Origin of the sequence: Enterococcus sp. BWR-S5 (assembly GCF_016745255.1) — a bacterium.
GTDB lineage: Bacteria > Bacillota > Bacilli > Lactobacillales > Enterococcaceae > Enterococcus_L.
In genome coordinates this window covers 1-25174 of record NZ_JADOEQ010000006.1, presented here as the reverse complement: position 1 = coordinate 25174, position 25174 = coordinate 1, and the positions used below count along the sequence as shown (strand labels likewise).

Sequence of the window (25174 nt, the reverse complement as noted above, 5' to 3'; positions counted from 1 at the left end):
CATCGATATCCTCTTAATTATAGCACAATTTTTTCTTTTGCATACAAGAGAGTTCCTATTCTCATTGAAAATCTAAAGGCGGCAATTCAATCCCCCTCAAATAGTTATTCAACTCCCGCACAGCATCATTAGGCAATGATTTTAAGTAGCTTTGCAGTTGCTGTTTCCAATTCGCTTCAAAGAACTGATGGACGAACGCTTCGACCTCTGCCGCTTCTTCTCGCTCCTCTCTTTCGATAAACTTAATAAATACCGCAAGCATTTCTATACCCAACTGGGCAAACAACAACTCGTACTCTTTATCGTTCAACAGCTCCAGTTCGAAAAAATCCAAATAATCATAAATGGATAGGAAATTTTTTAACAGCAGCTCAATTTTTTCTTTGCTTTGCACTCGTTCTATACTGGTTACGACCGCAGAGAAGTCAGCTGCCAGCATTCCCTCATTCACTAAGAACAGTGAGACAGTTGGTTGTTGAAAGATGAAAAAAGTCTGTCGCATGTCCTTTGTTGCTTCTTTTGTCATCCGGTCATAAAACAGTTGAAAGGTTTTATGATAATAGATATGGTTCGGAAGCCTCAGCGCTGATAAAAGCTGAGTGAACGCCTGTCTAATCTGACTCTCTGTTTGCTGTTCAACTATTTTCTGCAGCTGTTGAAAATCCGTTTCCGTTAAGAGCAAGCTCGATGATTTCCTTGCCCCTGTCAGTAATCGTCCTATGGCCTGAAAAAACACACGGTCATAAATATTGTTAATGTCTCTGCGATAATCCATCTGAAGCTGTTTGCCATAGGCTTCAAACAGCTCCAGTAGTTGCTGCTTAGAAAAGCAGGTACAAAAGAGATTTTCATAAAACAAGCTTTCCAAATAGGCAGAGACAAAATCAACACCTTTCGTTCGCTGGTCATCGATTGGAAATGCCAATTGATAGTCAATCCACAGGCTGCCCGTTTGATGAGCCGCATAATCGATATCATAGCTGGTAAAAAAATCAGCGAAATCTCTCAAAAGATTTTGATAAGAGTCAATCGGCAGTTGATTGTTCGTCTTCAAAACCTGCTTGTACAGCTCAGTAGTCTGCTTCAGCTGTTTTTTTATTGCCTGCTTCCCTTGCTTAAATCTTTCTGAAACGGATATCTTTCCCATCACCTCATCTGTTTCAGCATAAGTCAATGTATATAAAATCGACTGCAGCAGATTCTCTCCCTCATCAATTGGCATACTTGTTGTACCACTCATTTTTTCAGCCATCAATCGCTTCAATAAAAACAGAATTTCGTTTCGGTCAAATTGAGTCGTCAGCTCTTCCATCCACTGCACCTTCCTCTAAGTTTACTTTAATTGCCCACTCTTCAAGTACCCCTTGCATAGGCGAGATAGCTCCTTCATACTCTTCAAAAACAGATAACAGCTTTTCCAAAAGGTCCTCATCAGAATAGGAGAACAGCAGACTGGCCCTCAAAAAATAGAAGCTTTCCTGTAAATCGACTAGATACTGAAGATAATTTTCCTTGGTTATCAAGGTTGACTGAGCCAGCTTTACAGCGATATAGCTTTGGCTTTCTGCTGATAAATCAATCAAATGATTTGCCTCTAGCGCCTCCGCCTTCTTAAGAGTCAACTCCTGAAACTGCTGTTGCGATAAATGAAGCTCCTGTCGTTGAATCAGCTGATTCAACGCCTTAACTTCCATTGGCTGAACATCATTAAATAACGAAACAAGAGTATAATCCATAGTTACCCCTCCTTTGTTGATAATACTTAATAACACATAAAACAAAAAAAGAACAGTCTGTTTTTCCACCCTATTTTGTGGTAATATAGAAATAGAAAGAAGAAAAAAAATCCACTTTTCATGGATATTTTTCTCTTCTTTTTGCTTTTTTATTTAAATAAGTACGAATCAACCACAGATTAAAATAACATACCACATAACAGTCTATACTCTTAACGCATCTCCTGCTCAAGCAACGCAGCCATTTTCTGCTGCGGCTTTGGAAAAACATAATCTGAGAAACGGTCAGCAGATACCCACTCTTGATTCTCTTCAAGCGTCATTTCACCGGTATTTCTGCCATAAAAAACTAGAATATGCCATTTCAAATGACTGAAAATATGCGTGACCTCGCCAAGATTTCTTTTTTGCCAGACAACATGGTCATAGCCCTCTAATGGTACGACGTTTTCTTCCGCTACCATTAGCTCTTGTTCTTGATCCAACGCCAAAGAAAGCTGTTGTTCTTCTTCGCTCCACTCGCTTTGCATCTGTTCAAAAACTTTTTTACTGACCTCTTGAATCGGAAACAGCCACATATTTGCCAACAAACCATTTTCTCCACGCTGCTCCAACAGATATTCCTGCTGCTTGTTTTCAATGATTGTGCCAATATAATAGACATCCTTTGGCTTCTGTTTCTTCGTTTTTACAGGATAATTAGTCATCGTTCCCTGTGCATAGCTCTCACAATACGCACTGATTGGACACTCCTCGCATTTTGGAGAAGTTGGGGTGCAGATTGCCGAGCCCAAGTCCATCATTGCCTGATTGAAATCTCCCGGACGCTGTTCATCAATAATTGTTCGCATTGCCTCATCAAAGATTTTTCGACTGGAAGCTTTGGCGATATCCGCATCGATTTCAAACAAGCGACTCACAACCCGCATGACATTGCCGTCAATTGCAGGCTCAGGAAGCTCAAAGGCGATACTTCCGATTGCTCCTGCCGTATAAGGTCCAATTCCCTTAAGCTCTCTGATTTCATCAATGGTTTGCGGCATTTGTCCATCAAAATCGCTGACAATTTGCTGGGCAGCAGCCTTCAAGTTTCTGGCTCTGGAATAATAGCCCAGTCCTTCCCAAGCTTTCAACAGGCGATCGTCTGGGGCTTCTGCCAAATCACTGATTGTTGGAAACCACTCCATAAAGCGATAGTAATAATCAATTACCGTATCTACTCGAGTCTGCTGCAGCATAATCTCCGATATCCATATCCGATACGGGTCTTGGTTTACACGCCAAGGCAGATTCCGTTTTTCCTTTTCATACCATGAAATAAAGGTTAGTTGAAAATCTTTAGTTGCTTCAGGAGTCCATGACTCCCATTTATTCTTCGTCATCTTCTAATTCCTTTTCACTGATAAACTGAGAAATAAGGTCATAATCAAAGCCCTTTTGGTACAACGATTGCCTGATTTTCAAGCTGCGTTTACCAGGCTCCAGCTTATGATGTCTCGCCCACAGTCTATCTCCTTGTTTTTTCAACTGCTCCAGCTCTTGCTCCTCATCCTTTTCAAATTCCAGCTCTGTCATCGCCTGATCCGCAATATCCTTTGAAAAGCCTCGCTGAATCAAATACATCTTGGTCTTCTGTAAGGCATCCTTAAAGCTCTTATCCCGATAACGCCGCATGCCTTTTTCAGCAGCCTTTGAAGCTGTAAGCAGCTGTTCATTTTCTGTATAAAGCGCTAATCCCTGCTGTACGGCTTCTTCTTCGATACCTTTTTGCTTCAGCTGCTGCGCAATTTGAGACGGCCCTTTATCCGAAGTTTTCATTACTGTACGAACGTAGCTTTCACTATATAAATAGTCATCAAGCAGCTGCATTTCTTGAAGCTGAGCAACAATCTTTTCTCTATCTTGCTGAGCGACTTCCTTCTCTCTGAGATAGTCGCGAATTTCTTTTTTTGTACGAAGCTGATAGCTTAGATAATGCAAAGCCAGCTGCAAACCAACGTCATAGGAGCCGGCCTTTTTAATTTCTGCAATCAGCTCTTCTGATACTTCCTGATCCTTCAGCAATCGATACTTAACGAGTATATCCTCAGATACACGCAGTTTTTCACCTGAAGATAGCCAGATAAGATAGAATTGCATTTTTTCTCTTGTTATTTTCACGATGGTTTCCATCTTTTTCCGCCCTTCCTAATCAGAACATACATTCTACTATATCACATCTATTATGAGGGAGCCAAACCAAAAAATCTATGCTAAAATGAAAGAAGTCAGGACATTTTTGCTTAGCATGTCTTAATTGCACAGCCCCTGATACACTTTATTACAACAAACGAAAGAATACCCTATTTTAAACATACGAAAAATCAGATACTTTCAATAAAAAATTTCTTTATAAAAGGACGATTTCATGAATAATCAACAAGTAAAACCCGGACAGGTCATTCCTTTGAAAATAAAACGACTGGGAATTAACGGTGAAGGCTTAGGCTACTACAAACGAACCATTGTTTTTGTTCCTAATGCGCTGCCAAATGAACAGGTCTCTGTAAAAATCACTAAAGTAAGTCCGAAATTTATGGAAGGACAGCTGCTGAAAATTACCAAGCCATCGCCAGATAGAATTACACCACCTTGTCCTGTCTATGAAACCTGCGGTGGCTGCCAGCTGCAGCATCTGAGCTACTCAGCCCAGCTTGCCTATAAAAAGGATTTGCTGAAGCAAGCTTTGACAAAGTTCAAGCCGGAAAATCATCAAAATTACGAGCTTAGAAAAACGATAGGAATGGACGAGCCTTGGCATTATCGAAATAAGGCACAGTTCCAGCTGCGACAAAATGACGACAGAATTGAAGCCGGACTCTATCAGCCGGAATCACACAACTTAGTTCCCATTGACGACTGTTTGGTACAAAATAAAACAGTTACTAAGGTCATGAACACATTAGTTGAGCTTTTAAATAAGTATCAGCTGCCTATCTATGATGAACGAAAAAACAGTGGGATTTTCCGAACACTGATGGTTCGTATTGGTGTCCAAACGGGGGAAGTGCAGGTTGTATTTATCACTCAGTCACAAAAGCTGCCTAAAAAACAAGCCCTATTAGCGGATATTGATGCACTGTTACCGGAGGTCGTTTCCGTCATGCAGAATGTTCAAAACAAGAAAACCTCTCTAGTGATGGGGGATCAAACCATTCACCTTTCCGGTAAAGAAAGCATTGAAGAGAAAATCAGTGAAATCAGCTTTGATCTTTCGCCAAGAGCATTCTTTCAGCTAAATCCTGAGCAAACAGAACGATTATATGGCGAAGCTCGAAAAGCGCTGAATTTGAAAGAAAATGAATCTGTTGTTGATGCTTATTGCGGCGTTGGAACAATTGGCCTCAGCCTTGCAAAGCAGGCGAAAGAGGTGCGCGGGATGGATACAATTCCTGCTGCCATTGACGATGCCCGCCATAATGCACAGACATTGGGTGTCACCAACACCCGCTATGAAGTAGGAACAGCTGAGGAGCTGCTGCCAAAATGGCTAGACGAAGGCTTCAGACCGGACGGAATTATTGTTGATCCGCCACGAACAGGCTTGGATATTAAGCTACTGCAGGCGATTTTAAAGCATCCGCCTAAGAAAATGGTTTACATCTCCTGCAATGTTTCTACATTAGCAAGGGATCTTGTGCAATTAGCAAAAATATTCAACGTAAATTATTTGCAGTCCGTGGATATGTTTCCGCAAACTGCTCGCTGTGAAGTAGTTGTAAAATTAACAAGAAAATAAAAAATGACAAAAAAGGAGTTGGTGGGTAGTGGTTATTGCAGGATTTGTTGTCATCTTGTTTATGATTGCCTTTCTGGTTATTCTTGGAGGCGTGTTGGTTGTTGGTCTAACAGGTATTATCACGTTCATTTTAAGTATGTTCTCAATTGGAGCTCTTGCAACAGTAAAAAGGAAGAAGAAATTTGGCAATGGCTGGTACGCTCTTCCATTGATTCCTTTAATTATCAGTATTATCATGGTCATTCCTTTAATGGGGTTCATAATTTTTTACTTTTTAATTTTCTAAACACCTACTTTGGGAAAATAATTACCGTATCGGTTTTTACAAAAAAACTGACAGGGAGGACTGCAAGACAATTCGCTTTTCACGACTTATCCCTAAGAACGCTTTTCTAATGAGAATTGTTCATCTAAAGAGTTATTGGTTCTTATTTACCAAGCACACCAAGAATGAACAAACGAGCAGATTGCTTCAGACAGCAGAGCCTTTGCGCTCCATTATGTAGTGGCTACGGTCTTTCTCTAATGGGCCCTTTTCGGATAAGTTGGGTGTGAAAATGCAATCCCTGTCCTGTTGAAACCATTGAACGAACAAGGAGAAGAATAAATTGAGTAAAGTACCATTGTTATTTGCAACCGGCTTAGCGCCAATTGTATTTATTTCATTCGGCGGTTTTCTGTTGCTATGGGTTTTAAACCTGAGAAGGTATGGTAGAAAAATAACTGCCGTTGTTACTCGAACAGAAGGCCGAAGACGAGCCTGGCTTGTTTACACGATAGGAAGCTCAAGCCATGAGCGTCGTTACCCATTTTCAAGCTCCTTTTCCACTTATCAGGTGGGGCAGGAACTCTCTATCTATTATGACTCGGAACGTCCTGCTCATTTTTGGATTGAAGGGGATAAAACGCCTTATTTTATCGGCATCCTTTTCAGCATTTTGGGTATTGCTTCCTTGCTGATTCCAATCATCCTCTTTTCTGTGTTGGATTTTTGAGCAATCGCAACAAAAATTTATAGTGAGTTTATAAAAGAAGGTCTTGGGATTTGCGTTATGCTCCCAGACCTTCTTTCATTTTATCACTATTACTGAACATACCTTCCAGCAGCCGCTTTCTTCACTCAAAGCGGTTATTTTGGCTATTCCTTTTCTGCCCACGCTGTTCTTAAATCTAAATAGCTTGAAAAAGTATTGTTCTGTTGCTCAATCGTTGAGTGAACCAATTCCTTTTTTACCGGATGGGAAATATAAACTAAGTAATAATTGTCTGTCAGCCAATGGTCGATTTGTTCATACTCGATTTGACGTTGTTCGTAGTCGGGATGAAACTTCATCCGTTCCACTTTTCCACTTAATTCAGCCAAGATTTCCTCTGAAAAGAAGCGTTGACACAGCAAATTAGGATTGCAGCAGAAATCCAAAAAAGCTAATTCTTTATATGTTGCCGGTATATCTCCCATCATCATCATGTCTGTCTGCTTTTCAAAGTCCTTTGTATAAAAAGACTCCTCAATGGGCAGCTCCACAATTTCAAGCTGGATACCATATAGCTCTGCCCTTTTCTTTAGCCAATTTGCTTTTTTCCTTGCTTCAAGATAATTGAAGGTTCCTAATACCAACGTTTCTCCTTGATAACCGGATTGCGCAAGCAGCGAGTCAATTTTTTCAGGCAGCCGCTTCTTCAGTTCAGACCTCTCAGGATAAAATCTTGATGCGGCAGCGCCAATATCCAACTCTTCTGTCATCTGTAAAAAATCAAGAAGATGGTACATTGCCTCGCGAAACGCTGGTCGCTGAATGACTGTTTGACGCTGAAAATTGAATATCAGAAACTCTACCCCAACATTTTTCTTTTGCTTCTCCACATAGCTACCCTCCTCAGAAAACTCCTTCTGAGCGGACACTGTAACCGGCAGCTCCTGACTCTCTATAACCCAAAATTCAATTCGATCCATCAATGGTCGTTGACCATAATAGTCTTCAAAAACCTCCAGCACGATCTTCTGATTAGAAAACTCCATCATTTTGAAAGGACCGGTTGATATCCATCTCTGTTCTTCAAAAGCGATATCATAAGGTAAAATTGCTAAGTTTCCAGTCGATACATAATAACCAAAAAACGGTTCCCCTTTGCTCAATTCTACAGTTACTGTGTATGTATCTATACAGCGAATCTCACATATGTGCTGCAGCTGCCAAGAAACCACCGACTCTGCTGCTTTTGCTTGCAGCAGAGTATGATGAACATCCTCACTGGTCAAAATTCGCCCATGATGAAACCTGACTCCCTTTCTCAAATAAAAGGTCCAGCTTCGATAGTCTTCTGAAACACGCCAGTGATGGGCAAGCCCTGCCTGTAATTGATGCGTCTCTTCATCGTACGTCAACAGGCTGTCACCTAGCTGTCGAATCAAAAATGCCTCTCTGGAAACCGCAGTTTTCAAGGGATTGAGAGAGGTAATCGGTCTTCTTAAAATATACCGCAGCATATCTTGATTCTCTTGATTCTGTTGGACACCGAACATCCCTTGAATTTCTTTAAACACTACTTCAAACCATTCTTTTGGAATGTCCAGCTGAAGTAAATCAATAATTGCCGGCAAGGCATCTTCTTGGAGAGCCTTTTCCACAATCAATTCTATTTCCTGTTGAAATTCACAGCAAAAAATCAGCTCGGAATAATTGCCTCGTCCTTTTCCCGGTTTGTACGTAAGACACCCCAGCTCTTGATACTGTTTTAATCGCCGCTTACATTGCTTGATGGAACAATGCCACAGCTTTTCCAGCTCGGCAAGCTTAAATGTCGCCTGACGATTGACCTCTCTCTTTAACAAGTAGGCCCGTAATTGATAATAGGTAAACTCCATTTCTCCACCTCGCAATTAAAAGGGGACATAACATCATTTTTTAATCCCTTTTTAATTTTCAAAACCTCTTTTATAATCATATCAAACCTACTATGAAGTGCAATAGCAAATATAGACAGGTATTAAATACTGGTAATCCGGTGAAGAGAGGACGTGAAACATGTTTAAAACACTACACCCCAATATTCGTGCACGAATCATCATTCAGTTTCTCAGCAAAGTGGTCGGTTCGATGATTTTTCCCTTTATGGCTGTTTACTTTACGAAAGAATTAAGCAGCGGCGTTGCCGGCATTCTTGTAACCGGCAATGTCATCGTCCAATTTATCGCCGGTATCTATGGCGGACATTTGACTGACTTATTCGGTCGTCGACAATTGATGATTATCGGTGAAGCACTGAAATCAGCCGCTTATTTGGGTATGTTGCTGGCAAATTCCCCGGCATTCCACTCTGTCTGGCTAACATTTTTGATGATGCTTGTTGTTAGTATCGCCCAAGGGATGATTAATCCGGCTGCTGATGCCATGCTGATTGATGTCAGCACCATTGAAAACCGCGCCTTCATGTATTCAATCAGTTATTGGGCCAACAACTTGTCCGTGTTAATCGGTGTTATGGTTGGCGGCTGGTTCTTCCAAACACATCTTTTCTTACTGCTTGTTGCTCTTTTTCTATTATCGTTGTTGACTACAGCACTATCGATTCGACTGCTTTCTGAAACCTTGGTGAAAAAAGGAGACACAGTTAAAAATGTTGGTGTTGGAGCTGTTTTCAGAAGCTATCGAAAGGTAATGATTGACCGTCGCTTCCTGTTATTCACATTAGCGGGTATCGCCATCATGACTGTTGAGTTCCAGCGAAATAATTTTGTTTCTGTTCGCTTGGCAGAAGAGCTGAAGCATCTGACTATAAGCTTTGGTAGCCTAGGCGAACTGGGGCTTGATGGTGTTCGAATTCTTAGCCTGCTGACTGCCGTTAACACAATTATGATTGTGCTATTTACAGGTCCGGTTGCTAAATGGGTGACAGGTCGTGGACAAAATCGGATTATGTACATAGGCTTCTTATTGTTCAGCTTGGGTTATGCTGTAACAGCCTTTTCAAATCAGCTCGTCATCCTTTTTGCAGCGACTGTTGTCTTTTCATTTGGTGAACTACTTTATGTCCCTACGCGACAAAGTATCCTTGCAGAAATCATTGATGAATCCAGTCGTGGTTCCTATGTCGCCTTTAACGGCATTATTTTTCAGCTGGGTAAGATATTAGCTTCTCTGTCATTGATGATTTCTCCTGTTATCGGAAAATACGGTATGGCAGCACTACTCGTAGCTTTAGGACTTCTTGCCATCGGATTGACCAGTCGAGCACTTTTGATTAAGGAAGAGCCTTCCGGCGACGAACAACCTACCGAAGCCTAAATGAAAAGTCATTGAAAAAGCACATATTAGCTTTCTCAATGACTTTTCTCTTATAAGATGATTATGCGAACCTTTGTCAGTCTTCAATAACTTCTAAATAGTCTGCTGCAATCGCATCGCTCAGCCAAATCCCCTCCAGCTCTTGATAGAACTGAATACCTGCTGTTGCAGCACGCTGAGCTGAGACTCTCAAAATCACAGGAGACGCATCCCTTCTTTTTCCAACAATCATTGCTGTTTTCGTGTCCTGTGACAGATGAACATATTGCCTATCCTTTGGAATCAAGCCCTGACTTAGTATACTGGTTAAAAATCGATGGGCTGTTCCATGGTAGAGATATTCCGGAGGCAGGACACTCTCCTTCTGTATTTTCTGTTTGGTGCTATGTCCATAGACCGCTCGGATTTTTTGGTCGGTGATTTCCCAACGGGTTTTATCACTGCGTGTCAGAAGTGAATGTATTTGTTCTATTGTTAGATTCAACGCCGCTGTATGATTCATTTTCTCAATAAACTCATCTAGCGCTACAAAACCATCCGTATCTAATACCAACCCAAACTCTTCCGGCTTATGTCGTAATGCATAAGAAATCGTTTTGCTGATTCGTTGTTCTTCTTTTGTAAGCATCTTTGTGCCTCCTTTTCCCTATATTATAGCGATAAAGTCCTAGTTTAGATAGGTCCTCCGCCCGATTTTCGTCTAACTGGTTTATGCTATCATAAAGGAGTAAACTAACGTTAAGGGGGAATCAACCATGAGTTGGCTATGGACACTAATTGTCGGTGCAATCATCGGCTCAATTGCCGGATCTGTTACTAATAGAAATAAACCAAGCGGCTGTATTTTTGATATTATTGCGGGATTAATCGGTTCTTCTATCGGACAAGCATTATTTGGAAGCTGGGGACCTAAACTTGCAGGGATGGCCATTGTTCCATCCATTTTAGGGGCGGCTATTGTTGTTATTGTTGTTGCTGCTTTCTTTGGTAAAGATAATTGATACAAGCATCAGAAAATATGAAAAAGTACATTCAGTGAAGCGTTTCTCAACAGCTTTCTGAATGTACTTTTTTTATTTCAACTCTTACGAAGGAGTTTTTTTATACTTGGACTATTTCAGTTTCATTTTCCAAAACACTATACTCATTCATCCAGATAGGTCATCAGCTTCGCGATGAACTGCTCCGCATTTTTTTCTGAGCGTGTCACGATGATTAGCGTATCATAACCTGCAACAGTAGCAACTACTTCCGAAAATCTTCGTTCATCCATGTAATTGGCAATCACATCAGCCCCGTTAGGCAGCGTGTGAATAATTACGATGAAGTTCACTCTCTCGATTGATTGCGTATACTCGTTCATGCTTTTTCTGATTTTTTGTTCTAATCCGGAATCATTTTTATCTACTGCCAACAAGGTAAACTTTTTTCTGCCTTCTTTTGTATAGGACTTCACAATATTCAACTCACGCATATCTCGTGAAATCGTTGCTTGGGTAAATCTGAAGCCCTCTTTTTTTAGACAGTCTAATAGCTCATCCTGTGTTTCAATCTCGTTTTCAATGATGATTTTCTTGATAATGTCCTGACGATCGCTTTTCTTCATATCACCTTTCACCTGCTTTTATTTGATACTTATACCCATTCTATCTTTTACAGAAACAGCATCGCTGCAATCAAGATTATCAGGTTACTGATACCAATGATAACAAGCGGTTTTGCCATAAATTTTGTCCAGGTGGAATAATTGATTTTCGACATTTCCAAACCGCCCATGATTACGCCTGAGGTCGGTGTAATTAGATTGACCAGCCCACATCCGGCTGTAAATATCATCACCATGACATTCGGATTCAAGCCAATATTATTTGCCAGTGCCCCCATAACAGGAATGGATACATAGGCTAAGCCTGAGGTTGATGGAATCAGGAATGATAAGAAAAGGTACAGTGCATAAGCTCCGATAACAAACAGAACCGGAGATAAGCCTTGCAGCAGCCCCGCAGATTTATCCAAAATGAATAAATCTAAATGTGTTACCTGCATGATAACAGAAGCCCCGCGCGCCACAACGATGATTAAGACAACCGAAAGAATATCTTTCACACCGTCAATAAAAGTATCGATAATTTCCTTTTCAGAAAAGCCTTGAATCAATGAAACCACTAAGCTGACTAAAAAGAACCACATTGCCAAGTCGCCAAAATACCAATCACCAAAGCTTTCTCCTGTCAGGAAGGAAGTCCAGCCGTCAAAAATCGTAATCCCAAATGAGCCCCACGGGATAAGAGAAATGACCATGATGGCAAACGAAAAGGCGAAAACAACCAAAATTGATTTATGCTTGCCTGTAAATTCCAGGTTTTGATCCCCTGTCTTTTCAAAGGATTCTTCCATATCCTTTTGTTCTTGCAAGGAGAGGATGGTCGAGCCTTTATCCGCTTTGACCTTTCGTGCGTAGCCCATCACACAGAAAATGCAATACGCAGTTGTTACTATCCACAGTACAAAACCAATCGCTAAAATTGTTCCTGTATTCGGTGTAACACCAACACTTCGGAGCGCATCCATTGCAACTCCTGTCGCAAAAGGATTAACCGTCGAACCGATAACACCCGCTCCTGCCCCCAGCATCACTGTTCCAACTGAAACAATCGTATCAAAGCCGGAAGCAACCATCGTCACAGCCAACAGAGAGTAAAACGGAATCGTTTCCTCTGCCATACCATACGTTGAGCCTCCAATTGAAAACAGAATCATCAGTATCGGGATTAAAATCAGCTCGTTGCCCTTCAGCTTACGTACAATATGTTGTATCCCTGCTTCTAAAGCCCCCGTCTTGTTGACGATGTTTAGGAAGCCTCCTAAAATCAAGATAAAGACACAAATATCAATGGCATCTCTAAAGCCATTAAATGGAGACATGACTAAATCTGAGATTTTAGCTCCAACTACTTGGCTGACTTCCTCTGTTCCACCTGCAGGAATAGTTGGTGAAAATGACTGCCCGGCGAATAGCCAGGAAACCACGGTTAATAGAATGATAATAATAAATAGAATACTAAATGATGAGATGGATTTTTTTTCTTTTTTATTTTTTTGGGTCACCATAGTCTGCTACGATATAAATGAGCCCTCTAGAAAAACACATTCGCTCTTCACTAATCCGATAGAGCTCATTCATAGTTCTCCTTTCTTTATTGATGGTCGTTACTTATTCCATGAGAAACTGTCATTTCTTACAGAACAGATAATCGCAAGCTTTTTTTCTGCTTATTTCATCATCTGCTGATAACTTATTTGCTCAAATGAAAGTAATCAATATCAATAAACACCAATTCTTTATACTTGTAGGTTATCTTTTTACGCTTAACCAGCTCTCTAATCGTATGACCAACCGTTTCTCTGGTTGTTCCACTATATTTTGAGATATCGTTGATGAGGATTGGATGGGGGATGACGATTTTATCATCCACCCGTTCGCCCAAATCCTCCATTAAAATGGATAATGTATTTTTGACTCGTTCCTTTGCCTTGGAAGTCACACAATACTGAATCCGCCGCATCTGCTTTTTCACGAGTCGATTCAAATCTGAGTTGAATAGTCTCAGCTGTTCTAAATCCAGCTGAACAACCTTTTCAAAAATAGCGGAAGAAACATAGCATACTTCTATATCTGTAACGGCAACAGCGGAGAAATAATATTTTTCAGACTCAAACATATCAAGCAGTGGAAATGGCTGCTTCTCACTAATGAACTCTAAGAAGTTGTATGACGCCGTGTCATCCAGTCGTTCAATACGAATCAGCCCTTTGTTTAAGAAAAATATTCGGTCGCGCTTATCTCCCGTGTCAAAGAGCACCTGTCCTTTTTTATAAGAACGGCAATACATATTTTCATCAAGAAGCGTGCGATTTTCTTCATCTAAATTCAAAAAGTAAGGATGTTCGTTTATTATTGATAACTTAGAAGTTGTAGCAATTTTTTCCATACGAATCACTCCAAATACTATTTTTCCCCTAGCTTCTCCAGTTTTAATAAACTATTTTCGTCCCAACGCCTTCCTTGTGAATATCTCCCAACATTTCTAACGATGTGATAATCGCTTGACAATCCGGTCTCGCTTTTACATACTGCACTGCTGCTTCAACCTTAGGCAGCATACTACCAGGTGCAAAGTGACCTTCCTGCATATATTGCTCGGCTTGTGCTACGGTCATTTGATCCAACCATTGCTCGTCCTCTTTGCCAAAATTCAAAGCAATCTGAGAAACACCCGTTAAAATAATGAATAAATCAGCATCAATCATCTCTGCCAGTTTTTCCGAAGCAAAATCTTTATCGATTACCGCTTCCACCCCTTGGGAGGTCTGCTTTTCAATCGGAATTCCGCCGCCTCCGGCACAAATTGTAATAATGTCATTGTTTATCAGCGTATTTATGCTATACTGCTCTTGGATAGCTATAGGCATAGGGCTGGGAACGACTTTTCTCCATCCTCTGCCGGCATCCTCTTTGTAAACAGCTCCCGTTTCTTTTTCCAGAGCCTGAGCTTGTTCACGAGTCAGGAATGGACCGATTGGCTTGCTGGGATTTTTGAATGCCTCGTCTTCTTTGTCGACAACCACCTGTGTGACAATCGTTGCGACTTCTTTCTTTAAGTTGACATGCTTCAATTCTCTTTCCAGAGCATTCTGCAACCAAAAACCGATGCTCCCTTGAGTCATAGCCACACAAGTATCCAATGGCATTGCGGGATTCTTTTCAGAGTCAGACGCCTGTTGCTGCAACAACAGATTGCCGACTTGCGGTCCGTTCCCATGTGAAATAATTAATTGAACATCTGAATCAATCAGCTGAACCAAGTGTTTGGCTGTCATTGCCAGCGCGTTCTGCTGCGCCTTTGCACTTGCATCATCTGACAGGATTGCATTACCGCCTAAAGCGACGACTATTTTTTTCTTTTGAGTCACTCTAACTGCTCCTTTCCGCCTCTAAGCCTTTGGAATAAACAGATTTCCCAAAGTTGCCGCCATAATTGCTTTGATTGAATGCATCCGATTTTCAGCTTCTTCAAACTGTCTGCCGTATTTGCTGCGGAACACTTCATCTGTAATTTCCATTTCACCAATACCAAATTTTTCTTTAATCATCTGTCCATATGCTGTCTTGGTATCATGGAAAGCAGGTAGACAGTGAAGCACGATTAAGTCGCCCTCTGCATTTCCTGTAGCCTTCACCATGTCCATATTGATTTGATAATCCTTCAATAGATTTACACGTTCTTCAAACTTATCTTCCTCACCCATGGATACCCATACGTCGGTATACAAAACATTCGCATCCTTCACACCCTCGGCAACATTATCCGTAATCATCAGCTTACTGCCGGATTCTGAAGCAAATTTATTTGCATAATCAACGACTGCTTGCTCCGGATGCAGCTCTTTTGGTGCGCAGATTCGAACATTCACACCTAGAATCGCTCCGGTAACCAACAAGCTGTTCGCCATGTTATTCCGACCATCGCCCACATAAACAAGTGTGATGTCAGACAAAGTATTGAAGTTTTCTTTAATCGTCATAAAGTCCGCAATCATCTGTGTCGGATGCCATTCATCTGTCAAACCGTTCCAAACAGGCACACCTGAATATTTGGCTAAATCTTCAACGACCTCTTGACTAAAGCCGCGGAACTCAATCCCATCGAACATACTTCCTAAAACCTTCGCTGTATCCTCAACAGATTCTTTTTTCCCTAATTGAATATCATTTGCGCCTAAAAATTCCGGATGTGCGCCTAAATCGATAGATGCAGTTGTAAAGGCTGCACGTGTTCGCGTGGATGTTTTTTCAAATAACAGAGCAATATTTTTTCCTTCAAGATAACGATGAGGGATATTTTTCTTTTTTAAGTCCTTTAAATGAATAGAGAAATCGATTAGATATTCCAGCTCTTCTCTTGTAAAATCCTTTTCAGCTAATAAACTACGTCCTTGAAAAATTGATGTCATTATTTTTTCCTCCCTGATTTTTAGATATTTTCTCTGACAAACGGCATACTCATACAACGAGGTCCACCACGTCCACGAACCAACTCACTACCTGGAATATAATTCAGCTTCACGCCTGCCTCTTCCATCTTTTTGTTTGTAATCACATTTCGGTCATAAACAATTACTTCACCCGGTGCAATCGTCAGTGTATTCGATCCATCATTCCACTGTTCTCTTGCAGCCGCCGTAATATCATCACCGCCGCAACGAATCAACTGAACAGCATCCACACCTAGATAGCGGCATAAAATATGTTCCAAGGAATCAACCTCTTCCAAAATCTTAATCTCACCGTTTTCTTTTGAGATAGAATACACGGTCAAGTCTGTCTCGATTTCCGGATGAATCGTAAACTTATCATAGTCGACCATCGTAAAGACGGTGTCCAAGTGCATGAATTTCCTTTCTTCGCCAATATCAAAGGCCAATACATGCTCAAAGCTTAATTCACTTTCAAAAATATTCCGTGCCAGCTTTTCAATGGACGCCACATCGGTTCTTTGAGAGATACCGACTGCTAGCACCTTATCTGATAATACCAGCTCATCGCCGCCTTCAATTCGCGTACTGTCGTCACGGTTATACAGCAAGTTGATTGGGTTATCTCTAAACATCGGATGATACTTGAAGATATATTTTCCATAGAGTGTCTCTCTGCGTCTTGTTTCTGAGTACATCTTATTCAGCGACACACTGTTCCCAATCGTCGCAAATGGATCTCTGGTAAAGTAAAGGTTTGGCATTGGATCAATGAAGAATGGATAGTTATCATCCACTAAGTCGGTCAATGACTTCGCGTTGCCGTTCAATACCAGCTCCTTCTTCTTAAGACCTGCCATCGACTGATCGATTAATTCGCGATTCGACCCTAGAGATAAAAAGTAATCTCTAATTTCCTGCTTAATTCCCGTTCCGCTGATATTGGCTTCATCCAGATATTCTGTAAGAAATTGCTCTTTGATTTCCTGTGAAGTCAATGCCTCTGCAGCCAAATCTTCTAAATACAAAACCTCTACTCCCTTTGAGCGAAGCGTATCGGCAAAAATATCATGCTCTTTTCTTGCCTGTTCTAAAAATGGAATATCATCAAACAGCAAGCGCTCAAGATGATCCGGCATTAGATTCTCCAATTCTTTGCCAGGTCTGTGAAGCATTACCTGCTTCAGTTTTCCAATCTCTGAAAAAACATTGATTGCTTTTCCCATAAGTTATTTCCTCCTCTGTTCTTTTGTACAACTCAATGCTAACAGAATAAAAGCGCTTTCACATCGTGTTTTTGCCTTTGGAAATGTCGAGTTTTTCTCATTATGCAGAAATAGTGCATATATGCATTCTTTTGAAAAAATTTTCAGTCTGACCTTTTGAAATTTAATATAAATCCATTAAAAAAAAACATTAGAATTTTCTAATGTTTTAACAGTTGACGATTTATCGTCATTTAAAATTTTATCTATCCGACATATAGAAACACACATGTGACATTTCACTTTTAAGAAAAGAAAAAGCTGACATGCACCACCCGCTTTTGTCAGCTTTTTCTCTTTTACGGCAAAACTGTATAGCTACTCTGACTTTTCTCTAAAACAAAGCTAGGCTTTGCGCTTTTATCTTTATGTGCTTCGCGATGCTGCTGCAGATGCTCCGGACGCTTCAGCCATTCCTGAAAGTCCTTTTTCGTTTGCCACTTTGAAACCAGCATAAATTCGCAGGTATCCTTTGTCTCAGCATACCAACATTCACTGGATAAACAAGCCTCTCTTTCCAACATCGAAGCGACGTCTTTCCTGGTTTTATTCTCAAAATGTTCCTTGCCTTCTTTTTTTACAACAAATGTAACTGACTGAACAATCATGCGATTCCATCCTTTCTGACATTCCATTGATAATGATTATCAATATCAATTATACGCTATTTCATTCTAAAACGTAAACCACTTTCCTCTTCACTTAAAAGCTCTTAGAGTTAAACCTCTATTCTTTCATCACTTTTAGTGTCCTTACTTATATAAAAATTTTGGCTATCAGTAAACTATCTTACGCTAGACAAAACGAACAAACGTTCGTATAATTGAATGGAAATAGATGATGGAAAGGAGCTTACTCATGAAATTTGATTACGAAAAAGAACCTCGAAGAGATATTTTATGTATCGATGTTAAGTCCTTCTATGCCTCTGTTGAATGTGTCCAACGTGGATTGTCACCCATGGATACAATGTTGGTTGTCATGAGTAATGCAGAGAATGCCGGCGGTCTTATCCTCTCTGCTTCTCCTGCAGCCAAGGAAAGGCTTGGACTTTCCAATGTTATGCGGAAATGGGACGTACCAAACCATCCGGACTTGTTAATCGTGCCTCCGCGAATGCAGTTGTATATCGACGAAAATATGAAAATCAACGCCATTTATAAACAGTATACTGCGAGCAATGATATCCTTGTTTATTCAATCGATGAGACCTTTATCGATTTGACACACAGCAAAATGCTATTTGGAAAAGATGCGCTGGGACTGGCGATAGAAATCAAAGAACGGATAGAAAAAGAAACCGGCCTGCATGTAACTATTGGCATCGGCGATAACCCTCTGCTTGCTAAAGTTGCGATGGATATTCAGGCAAAGCATTCAAAGAATTCGATTGCTGAATGGCGGTACGAGGATATCCCAGATACATTATGGCAGGTACATCCGATTACTGAAATGTGGGGCATCAATGCCCGAACAGCCAAACGACTTGATAAGCTGAATATCCGCTCTGTCTTTGATTTGGCTCATGCGGATTTGGGACGGTTAAAAGAGGAAATGGGTGTGATTGGCGTTCAGCTTCATGCACATGCCTGTGGAATTGATCGAACCAAACTATCTGATACCTATAAACCAATGGAAAAATCCTTTAACAATAACCAGATACTGCCACGAGACTATCGCTTCCAACAGGAAATTGAGATTGTCCTCCAAGAATTATCTGACCAGGTCGCAGCCAGACTACGACAGCACGATGCCCAAACGCAGTGTGTGTCTTTATACATAGGTTACTCCAGCTGGTATAGAAAACAAGGAAATAAAGGCTTTAGCCAACAAATGAAAATTCCGCCAACCAATCGTTCGAAGCTGTTGAAGGAATACATACTAGAAATTTTCAGACGAAACTGGACTGGTTTAGAAGTACGAAGAGTTGGTATCTCTTTTTCAAAATTAACTTACACAGAAGCAATTCAGCTGGATTTGTTCAATGAAGCTGAAACTCCGATTAACGATCACAAGCTGGATTTACTGATTGATGCGATTCGGAAAAAATATGGTTTTACCTCTATTGTTCATGCAAATTCTTTGTTGGAAGGTGGAACAGCCATTAGTCGTGCATCTTTGATTGGTGGACACGCAGGTGGAATGGACGGATTAAGGAGTGAGTATGATGCCAAACGAAATTGATTGGAGTGATTCCTATTTTCACGATTATGTTGATCGAGGAATCATGAAATGGCAGGGAATGTACCTTTCAGAGCATACTGCCGAAATGGAAAAAGAGCAGCAGCTGGAAGAAAAAATGATTCCGGCAAAAAGTAAAATGTCTGAGTCTGACATTCAACAGGTACTGGCCTCTGCTTATGAAGCACAAAGTCTGATTACTCTTCAATTAGAAATGAAAGACATGGATAATAATTACTTTGAGGATATTACCGGAAAAATTTTAGGCTTTGATGAGCTGGGTATTCTAGTTGATGAAAAACTGGTTCTTTATGAAGAAATACGCCACGTTGCGCTGAAAAGCTTCCATAAGTGGAGCGATGTATCAAAGGAGGAATAGCGATGAAAAAATATAGCTATGTCGGAACTGCTGATAAAATTAGATTAGTTTCAGCTTTTCCCAATATGCTGGTGCGTCTGACACTTCACACCACTAGAGGTGACCTTAACTGTCTAGTCGCAAAGCGTGAGCTGGCAAACTTAGTCATGTTTCTGGAAAATAATACCTTTGAGCTATCTGTCTTCGGTCATTTTAATGCACGAAAACAGTTTGTGATTGAAAAATTCATTGTTAGAAATCCTAATTCTTTCGTAAGAGAATTCGTGATGAAGCCGTTGAAGAGCATTGCGTGATTGGATGATACTATAAAAACATACTAAGATTAATGGGAAAGATACTCGACGGAATATCTTTCCCACTATTTTATATTTATAAAGCAACGCGAGAACCATAGACTTGTCTTTCGTATAAATCAAACTGTAAATTACCTTACCCATAAACTTGAATAAGCAACTGAACCCATCTATCTTTCATCATTAGAAAGAGTAGTTTCCTTATTTTTCAGCTTTGTTTCCGTTTGGAGATGAAAGCTAACGTCGTCATCCTCACTAAAGGAAAAGTCACTTATTAAAGAATCCTTTTCAGGTGAGTTACCAACTGACTCTTCCTCAATAAACGCTGTGTTCTCCTCCAAGGTCGTTGTGGCAGAATCAACCAACATCGGTTTCTTTGTCGTATCGACTGTTTCTTCTTTTACTGACTTACTGACTTGTCTGCTATCTGACGAAGCTGTTTCTTTTTCTGCAGTTGTTTCTACTAATGGCAGCGGTATTGGATTATTTCCTCCACTGCTTGTTGGTTGGTAGAAGGAATCATCTCTGCGCTTCTTCAAAAAGAAAAGATAACCGCCTAGTACAAGCAGACTTACACCGGAAATACCACTACCTAAAAGTAGACCTTGAGGTAAGAACACAAATTCCACTTCATGAGCACCCTCTTCCAACTGAACCGAAAGAAATGCATCTCTAAATGGTGTAATCTCCGCTTCCTTCCCATCCACATAGACCTTCCAGCCCTTGTCATAAGGAATCGTCGTAAACAAAATCGGATCGTCTTTGGTGACCGTCACAGTGGCCTTTGCCTTCCGCCCGCTTACCTCGAAGTCCACTCCTTTGTCCAGAATCGCTTCTGCCGCTTCCGTGTATTCTTCAATGTCTAATAAGGCGATATCCGGGGTTAGGAACTGGGCCCGAACGGTATCCGACAGCTCAATCGTGTACTCGACCTCGGTCTCTTCCTCATAATAGCCTAGGTTGTAGTATTGGCCGGTCATGTTAATGCGGGTCTGCTGTTTTACTCCGTTGACCGTTAAAATCACCTCGGCCCCCTTCAGGTCATCATAGTTCAACGGATACAGGCTGAAATACGCCTGCTTGTTCCTTGGAATCGTGGCTTTCCACGTCAGCCGCATCGGCTCCTTTTCCTTCTTATCCGTTTTGACATAGGTGACCATCTGATCGGCGTCTTCGATGGTCACGTGCTCCGTGTTCACCAGCTCCGGATCAATAAAGGTATAGTAGTTCTTCTTCTGATTGGCTAGTAGATTGAATAGGGAGGTCTGATTCTTGCCTGCCCCATCCACATACAAATCACGGTCCGTCATCACCCCAAGAGGCATCGCATACTGGTTTTCATACAGGGCATAGTCCCCGGACTCGTTGATTTTCTCAAAGCCGTATTTATTGATTTCTTCCTGAGAAAGATTGTACTTAATCCCTGAAATCATATCCATCAAGATGGTGTTGTTGCGGTAATCATTCTGAAGATTCGTTCCCCAGGAACGATACCCCAGCTCATGCAGGTAAGACAGGGAATTTCGGTTTCGAATGGAGGAGAACATCCCCACTCCGCTGTACCCATAATTCAAGCTGTCGTTCTTCGTTAACATATGCATCGTTTCCATGCGGTAGAAGGAATCATTGTCTTCTTTGGTCTGGGCCACCAGCCCACTGATATCGTCATAGTGGTACAGGTAACGATTCCGTGCCGGATACACCCATTCCTTTTTGATACCTTGGAAAATCACATAGGTGTTTACACCGGCCTCGGCACTAATCAGGCAGAGAAACAGTACCACCCACAGCTTGCCCAGTGTTTTCTTTTTCAAAAAGACCCGTAGGAACAACAGGTACAGAAATAGAAAGAGCAAGGTCATGATAAAGGAAAAGACGGTAATGTAGCGGTAGGTATCGCCAAAGGAGACATAGACTCGTACACCGACAAAGAGAAACACCAAACCCAATACCAGATTGCTCATCCGATCAAAGGAAGCCTTTGACAGGTGCTCCCAGCCATAGCCCGCCAACAGAATCACTAGAAACGACAACACATAGCTGTAGCGGAACAGGAACATATTCGGCGCATGAAGCCCCTGCCAAAACAGGTTCAGCGGCTCAAAGTAAAAGCTGAAAATCACAAAGGCGCCCAAGGCGCTGTACGCCAGCTTCTCCTTCAAGGGAATCTCTTTGACCGTGTAATAATACACACAGAGAATCAGAGACCACAACCCGATAAAGACAAACGGCGTGGAGCCGAACTGAGTTGTATCATAGACCCCCACAAAGTTTTTCACAAACAAATCCAACACCCCGGTGTCTTCTGTTTTCAAAGACGTAATCGCGCTCAGGGCTTCCCCGTTGTTTCTCAAATCCAGAATGGTGGGCAGAATCACCGGCATCGAAGCGCCCCCTGCCAACAGGGAGGTCCCCAGATAATCCCCCACCTTGCGTTTCCAGTCGCCGCTATCAATTACCAGACGCGTCAGGAAATACAGGAAGGAGAAGAATCCGACAATAAAGGCCATGTAAAAGTTGGTGACAAATAACAGAAAATAGCTGACAAACAGCACCAGCGGTTTCCGTTGTTCCAGCACCCGATGGATCCCCAAGATAACCAGCGGCAAGTAGACAAAGGCATCCAGCCACATAATCATTTCAGAAAACGCCAAGGCAAAGCTCATCAGCGCATAGGAAATACTCAGCGCCGGATAGCCCCAACGGGGCAGCTTGAAGGTGCCCAGACTGAACACCGAAAAGGCCAGTCCCGAACAACCAAATTTCAATAAGGTCAAAAAATACAGGGCATCGGGAATCTGACTGTTGTCAAACAGGTACACCAATGGCGTAAAAATGCCCCCCAAATAATAGGAAATAAAGGCCCAATAATTCAAGCCAAACGACACATACCAGCTGTAGAAGATACTCTCCGAGCCCTTCATCATGGTATTGTAGCTGGCTAAAAAGTTTGACAGCTGGTGAAATGAATCACTGGCCATGATGGTTCGGTTACTGCCGGGATAAATCCCAATCATCAAATATACCCCTGCCAAAATCAGTATCGGCAGAAAAAAACTAAGGCCCAGTATCCAGCGATTTTTCGCCAGATAAAGGACACCTTTCCATTGTGTTGGTTTCATTGCTTTCCTCATTTCTTCCGTTTTTTCAGTGGCCTCAGCTGACGCGTCCGATGCTCGTCAGGGGAAAATAGCGGAACACCACGACCCCTTCAATCTGGTCGGACGTGATAAGCCCCATCTCCCGACTGTCACGGGAATTGCTTCGATTATCGCCTAAGACAAAATACTGATTGGCCGGTATTTCTGTTTGTGTGCCAATCGACTGAACCGCCTCCGGACTGAGAAGCACCGTTAAGGCCCCATCCGGCAGCTGCTCTGCAGAAAATGTTCCTGCCTGGCTGTTTGTCTGCTGCTTCGTAGTGGCTTCATACAGATACAGACGATTACCGTCTAAATGCAGACGATCCCCCGGTAGTCCAATGATTCGTTTCACATAGGACTCTCCGGCTTTGTCTGCCGGTTCAAAGGTAATCAGCTCATAACGGGCAAAGGCTTCGGTCCGTCGGACCAACAGACGGTCGTTGTCTGCCAAGGTTGGCACCATCGAAACCCCATCCACCTGACGGGTTCGAAAGTTCAAAAAGAATAGCAGCACAAGGACGGCTAACAGCCCTAGCACCACATAGCCCCGACGTAATTCCCGTCGCTGCTGCTCCTGTTGCTTTCGTTGTCTGATTTCTTGTTTTAACCGACGGTTTCGCTTCTTGGGGCGAACACCGCTGGTAGGTACTTTTTTTGGTTTTCTCTCTGTGGTTTGGTTCATTCGTTGTGTCTTCCTTCTTATAGATACGTCATTTCATGCAGCGGCAGGACCTTCATCCGAACCACCCCAATGATCTCCTTTTTATGAATCACGCCATAGCTGCGGCTGTCTGCGGCAAAGGTTCGATTGTCTCCCAACACAAAATAGCTGTCCTTGGGCACCGCATCCTGACCAATCACCTGACTTAAGCGAAAGTCTTCAGTGAACTGTTGGTCATTTTGCCGGGCTTCCTTCAACGCCGTGTTCAAAAAGCGCTCCACCTGTTCCTGCTCGTTCAGATACAGCACATCTGCTTGATAATAGAGCCGATCACCGGGTACCCCAATCACTCGCCGAACCGACAGCTCGCCATCGGTTGGACTGCGAAACAGGACCAAATCAAAACGCCGAATCGCTTTCAGCTTATTGACAAAGACTGTATCTCCGGCATTTACCGCTGGTGCCATCATATAACTGTCCACCGAATAAAAGGTAAAGGTAAACAGGGAAACAATATAAATCAGCCCCATAGCTAAAAACAGGCTCAAAAGAAGCTCGCCGACCAGTCGTCTGCCTCTTTTGACCCCCGTTGGTCGCTTTCGGCCAGTTTTCCCGCCGCTTGATTGTGCCGTCTTCCTTTTTGTGTATTGTTTCGAGGAACCTAATCGTTCTGTTTTTTTGTGTGATTTATGAGGCAGAGCAGACCGCCGGTCCGTTGCTGTCTTTTTTCCTGTCCGCTTTTTCACGGCTTTTGGGACAGGCCTTGTTCGAGTCTTACGCTTCTTTTGCTTCTCGTCCTTCATCAGTAACTTCCTCAGTTTGTCTTCTTCAGAGATTCTTCCTTAATACCAAAATATGTAAGGACTTTGGTTTGGTGGGTACGAATCTTCTCTAAGTCTGCCTCTACAGTAACTCGCGCCTCTTCATTAACCATCAGGTCATCTGCCTGTGTATAGAGATTCATCCCCAACTCAGACATATACGAGTATTGTCGACTTAACAAGCGTTGGCCTTCTTCCGATAACCGTTGGCTGGGCACACGAGTCCCATAACTGGACAAACGTCCGGTTAAATCCCGCAGACGTGTAGCTGCTTTTTCAGGATTCGCCAAGGACTCTTCACTGCCCAGCTCCTCCTCAATCGTCGCCACCAAATGATACCCCTGAACAATCGCATTGGAGTCTTGTTCCCCCAATCGATGGGCTTGATAGTAGCGGGAATAGAAGGCGCCTCCCCCCAGTGCGCCTCCAAGTACCAGTAATAAAAGAGCGGAACGAAACTGACGCCATTGCAGCTTTTTCATCTTTTGTACCCTACGCTGCAGTTTTTTCCGCTTCTTCTTGTTCTTGATGCGCTTTTTTTGCAGTCCTGCACGTTTTCTTCCCGTCAGGAAGCTTTGAATGAACAGGATCAGAA

At 42.0% G+C, this 25174-nt stretch carries 25 protein-coding genes; 8 read left to right on the top strand and 17 right to left on the bottom strand.

Translation table 11 applies throughout. The features are described from left to right. Positions 1–61: 61 nt before the first annotated feature. The 4 genes from IW510_RS08745 to recX all read right to left on the bottom strand — a co-directional run bounded on the left by IW510_RS08745 (position 62) and on the right by recX (position 3908). Positions 62–1312, bottom strand: a complete 1251-nt coding sequence (locus tag IW510_RS08745; RefSeq protein ID WP_202058685.1) for a DUF6179 domain-containing protein — start codon at positions 1310–1312, stop codon at positions 62–64. Continuing rightward, a complete protein-coding gene (locus IW510_RS08740) occupies positions 1287–1736 on the bottom strand; it encodes a DUF6323 family protein (RefSeq protein WP_202058683.1) in 450 nt (149 codons plus the stop codon). The genes IW510_RS08745 and IW510_RS08740 overlap by 26 nt, the downstream gene beginning before the upstream one ends. 212 nt (positions 1737–1948) lie before the next feature. Further along, a complete protein-coding gene (mutY, locus tag IW510_RS08735) occupies positions 1949–3118 on the bottom strand; it encodes an A/G-specific adenine glycosylase (RefSeq protein WP_202058681.1) in 1170 nt (389 codons plus the stop codon). Beyond that, complete coding sequence (gene recX / locus IW510_RS08730) at positions 3105–3908, bottom strand: recombination regulator RecX (protein WP_202058680.1); 804 nt, start codon at positions 3906–3908, stop codon at positions 3105–3107. Before recX ends, mutY begins: the two co-directional genes overlap by 14 nt. A gap of 235 nt (positions 3909–4143) precedes the next feature. On the opposite strand from recX, the gene rlmD reads away from it, so the two are divergent. The 3 genes from rlmD (at position 4144) to IW510_RS08715 (ending at position 6509) form a co-directional block, all read left to right on the top strand. Next, positions 4144–5514 (top strand): 23S rRNA (uracil(1939)-C(5))-methyltransferase RlmD, encoded by a 1371-nt coding sequence (gene rlmD / locus IW510_RS08725; RefSeq protein WP_202058679.1) that lies wholly within the window; start codon positions 4144–4146, stop codon positions 5512–5514. A gap of 28 nt (positions 5515–5542) precedes the next feature. Continuing rightward, on the top strand, positions 5543–5800 hold the full coding sequence (locus tag IW510_RS08720) for a hypothetical protein (RefSeq protein WP_202058678.1): 258 nt from the start codon (positions 5543–5545) through the stop codon (positions 5798–5800). Positions 5801–6122: 322 nt separating this feature from the next. After that, the gene (locus IW510_RS08715) at positions 6123–6509 is read left to right on the top strand and encodes a DUF3592 domain-containing protein (protein WP_202058677.1); all 387 of its coding nucleotides are present in this window, start codon (positions 6123–6125) and stop codon (positions 6507–6509) included. A gap of 143 nt (positions 6510–6652) precedes the next feature. On the opposite strand, the gene IW510_RS08710 is transcribed toward IW510_RS08715, so the two are convergent. Continuing rightward, the gene (locus IW510_RS08710; protein WP_202058675.1) at positions 6653–8380 is read right to left on the bottom strand and encodes an ABC transporter substrate-binding protein; all 1728 of its coding nucleotides are present in this window, start codon (positions 8378–8380) and stop codon (positions 6653–6655) included. Between the two features lie 160 nt (positions 8381–8540). Between IW510_RS08710 and IW510_RS08705 the strand changes: the two genes are divergently transcribed. Next, on the top strand, positions 8541–9800 hold the full coding sequence (locus tag IW510_RS08705; protein WP_202058673.1) for an MDR family MFS transporter: 1260 nt from the start codon (positions 8541–8543) through the stop codon (positions 9798–9800). 76 nt (positions 9801–9876) lie between these two features. Here IW510_RS08705 and IW510_RS08700 read toward each other — a convergent pair whose 3' ends face one another. Next, positions 9877–10428, bottom strand: coding sequence for an RNA 2'-phosphotransferase (locus IW510_RS08700; protein WP_202058672.1), 552 nt, complete (start codon positions 10426–10428; stop codon positions 9877–9879). 127 nt (positions 10429–10555) lie between these two features. Here IW510_RS08700 and IW510_RS08695 point away from each other — a divergent pair, with 127 nt between their 5' ends. Beyond that, a complete protein-coding gene (locus IW510_RS08695) occupies positions 10556–10801 on the top strand; it encodes a GlsB/YeaQ/YmgE family stress response membrane protein (RefSeq protein ID WP_202058671.1) in 246 nt (81 codons plus the stop codon). Positions 10802–10944: 143 nt separating this feature from the next. On the opposite strand, the gene argR is transcribed toward IW510_RS08695, so the two are convergent. The 7 genes from argR to IW510_RS08660 form a co-directional block, all read right to left on the bottom strand. Further along, positions 10945–11406, bottom strand: coding sequence for an arginine repressor (gene argR / locus IW510_RS08690; protein WP_202058670.1), 462 nt, complete (start codon positions 11404–11406; stop codon positions 10945–10947). 47 nt (positions 11407–11453) lie between these two features. Next, on the bottom strand, positions 11454–12908 hold the full coding sequence (locus IW510_RS08685) for a YfcC family protein (RefSeq protein ID WP_202058974.1): 1455 nt from the start codon (positions 12906–12908) through the stop codon (positions 11454–11456). 188 nt (positions 12909–13096) lie between these two features. Continuing rightward, the gene (locus IW510_RS08680; RefSeq protein WP_202058668.1) at positions 13097–13792 is read right to left on the bottom strand and encodes a Crp/Fnr family transcriptional regulator; all 696 of its coding nucleotides are present in this window, start codon (positions 13790–13792) and stop codon (positions 13097–13099) included. Positions 13793–13835: 43 nt separating this feature from the next. Further along, positions 13836–14774, bottom strand: a complete 939-nt coding sequence (arcC, locus tag IW510_RS08675; RefSeq protein WP_202058666.1) for a carbamate kinase — start codon at positions 14772–14774, stop codon at positions 13836–13838. Between the two features lie 21 nt (positions 14775–14795). After that, on the bottom strand, positions 14796–15815 hold the full coding sequence (gene argF / locus IW510_RS08670; RefSeq protein WP_202058665.1) for an ornithine carbamoyltransferase: 1020 nt from the start codon (positions 15813–15815) through the stop codon (positions 14796–14798). 20 nt (positions 15816–15835) lie between these two features. Continuing rightward, positions 15836–17062 (bottom strand): arginine deiminase, encoded by a 1227-nt coding sequence (arcA, locus tag IW510_RS08665; RefSeq protein WP_202058663.1) that lies wholly within the window; start codon positions 17060–17062, stop codon positions 15836–15838. 338 nt (positions 17063–17400) lie between these two features. Further along, positions 17401–17709, bottom strand: a complete 309-nt coding sequence (locus IW510_RS08660) for an antibiotic biosynthesis monooxygenase family protein (protein ID WP_202058661.1) — start codon at positions 17707–17709, stop codon at positions 17401–17403. Positions 17710–17959: 250 nt separating this feature from the next. On the opposite strand from IW510_RS08660, the gene IW510_RS08655 reads away from it, so the two are divergent. The 3 genes from IW510_RS08655 to IW510_RS08645 are packed head-to-tail and all read left to right on the top strand — an operon-like array spanning position 17960 to position 19954. Continuing rightward, the gene (locus IW510_RS08655) at positions 17960–19285 is read left to right on the top strand and encodes a Y-family DNA polymerase (protein WP_202058660.1); all 1326 of its coding nucleotides are present in this window, start codon (positions 17960–17962) and stop codon (positions 19283–19285) included. Further along, positions 19269–19661, top strand: coding sequence for a hypothetical protein (locus IW510_RS08650; RefSeq protein WP_202058659.1), 393 nt, complete (start codon positions 19269–19271; stop codon positions 19659–19661). Before IW510_RS08655 ends, IW510_RS08650 begins: the two co-directional genes overlap by 17 nt. Before the next feature lie 2 nt (positions 19662–19663). Then, on the top strand, positions 19664–19954 hold the full coding sequence (locus tag IW510_RS08645) for a hypothetical protein (protein WP_202058658.1): 291 nt from the start codon (positions 19664–19666) through the stop codon (positions 19952–19954). A 170-nt stretch (positions 19955–20124) separates the two neighbouring features. Here IW510_RS08645 and IW510_RS08640 read toward each other — a convergent pair whose 3' ends face one another. The 4 genes from IW510_RS08640 to IW510_RS08625 all read right to left on the bottom strand — a co-directional run. Then, a complete protein-coding gene (locus tag IW510_RS08640; RefSeq protein WP_202058656.1) occupies positions 20125–23076 on the bottom strand; it encodes a YfhO family protein in 2952 nt (983 codons plus the stop codon). A gap of 34 nt (positions 23077–23110) precedes the next feature. Next, positions 23111–23779 carry a signal peptidase I gene (gene lepB, locus IW510_RS08635; protein WP_202058654.1) on the bottom strand — a complete coding sequence of 223 codons (669 nt, stop codon included), beginning with the start codon at positions 23777–23779 and terminating at the stop codon, positions 23111–23113. Positions 23780–23796: 17 nt separating this feature from the next. Continuing rightward, positions 23797–24561: a signal peptidase I gene (gene lepB, locus IW510_RS08630; protein ID WP_202058652.1), complete on the bottom strand. Its 765-nt coding sequence runs from the start codon at positions 24559–24561 to the stop codon at positions 23797–23799. A gap of 11 nt (positions 24562–24572) precedes the next feature. Beyond that, positions 24573–25174 (bottom strand): hypothetical protein (locus IW510_RS08625; protein WP_236674678.1); only part of this gene is annotated, 602 nt, incomplete at its 5' end.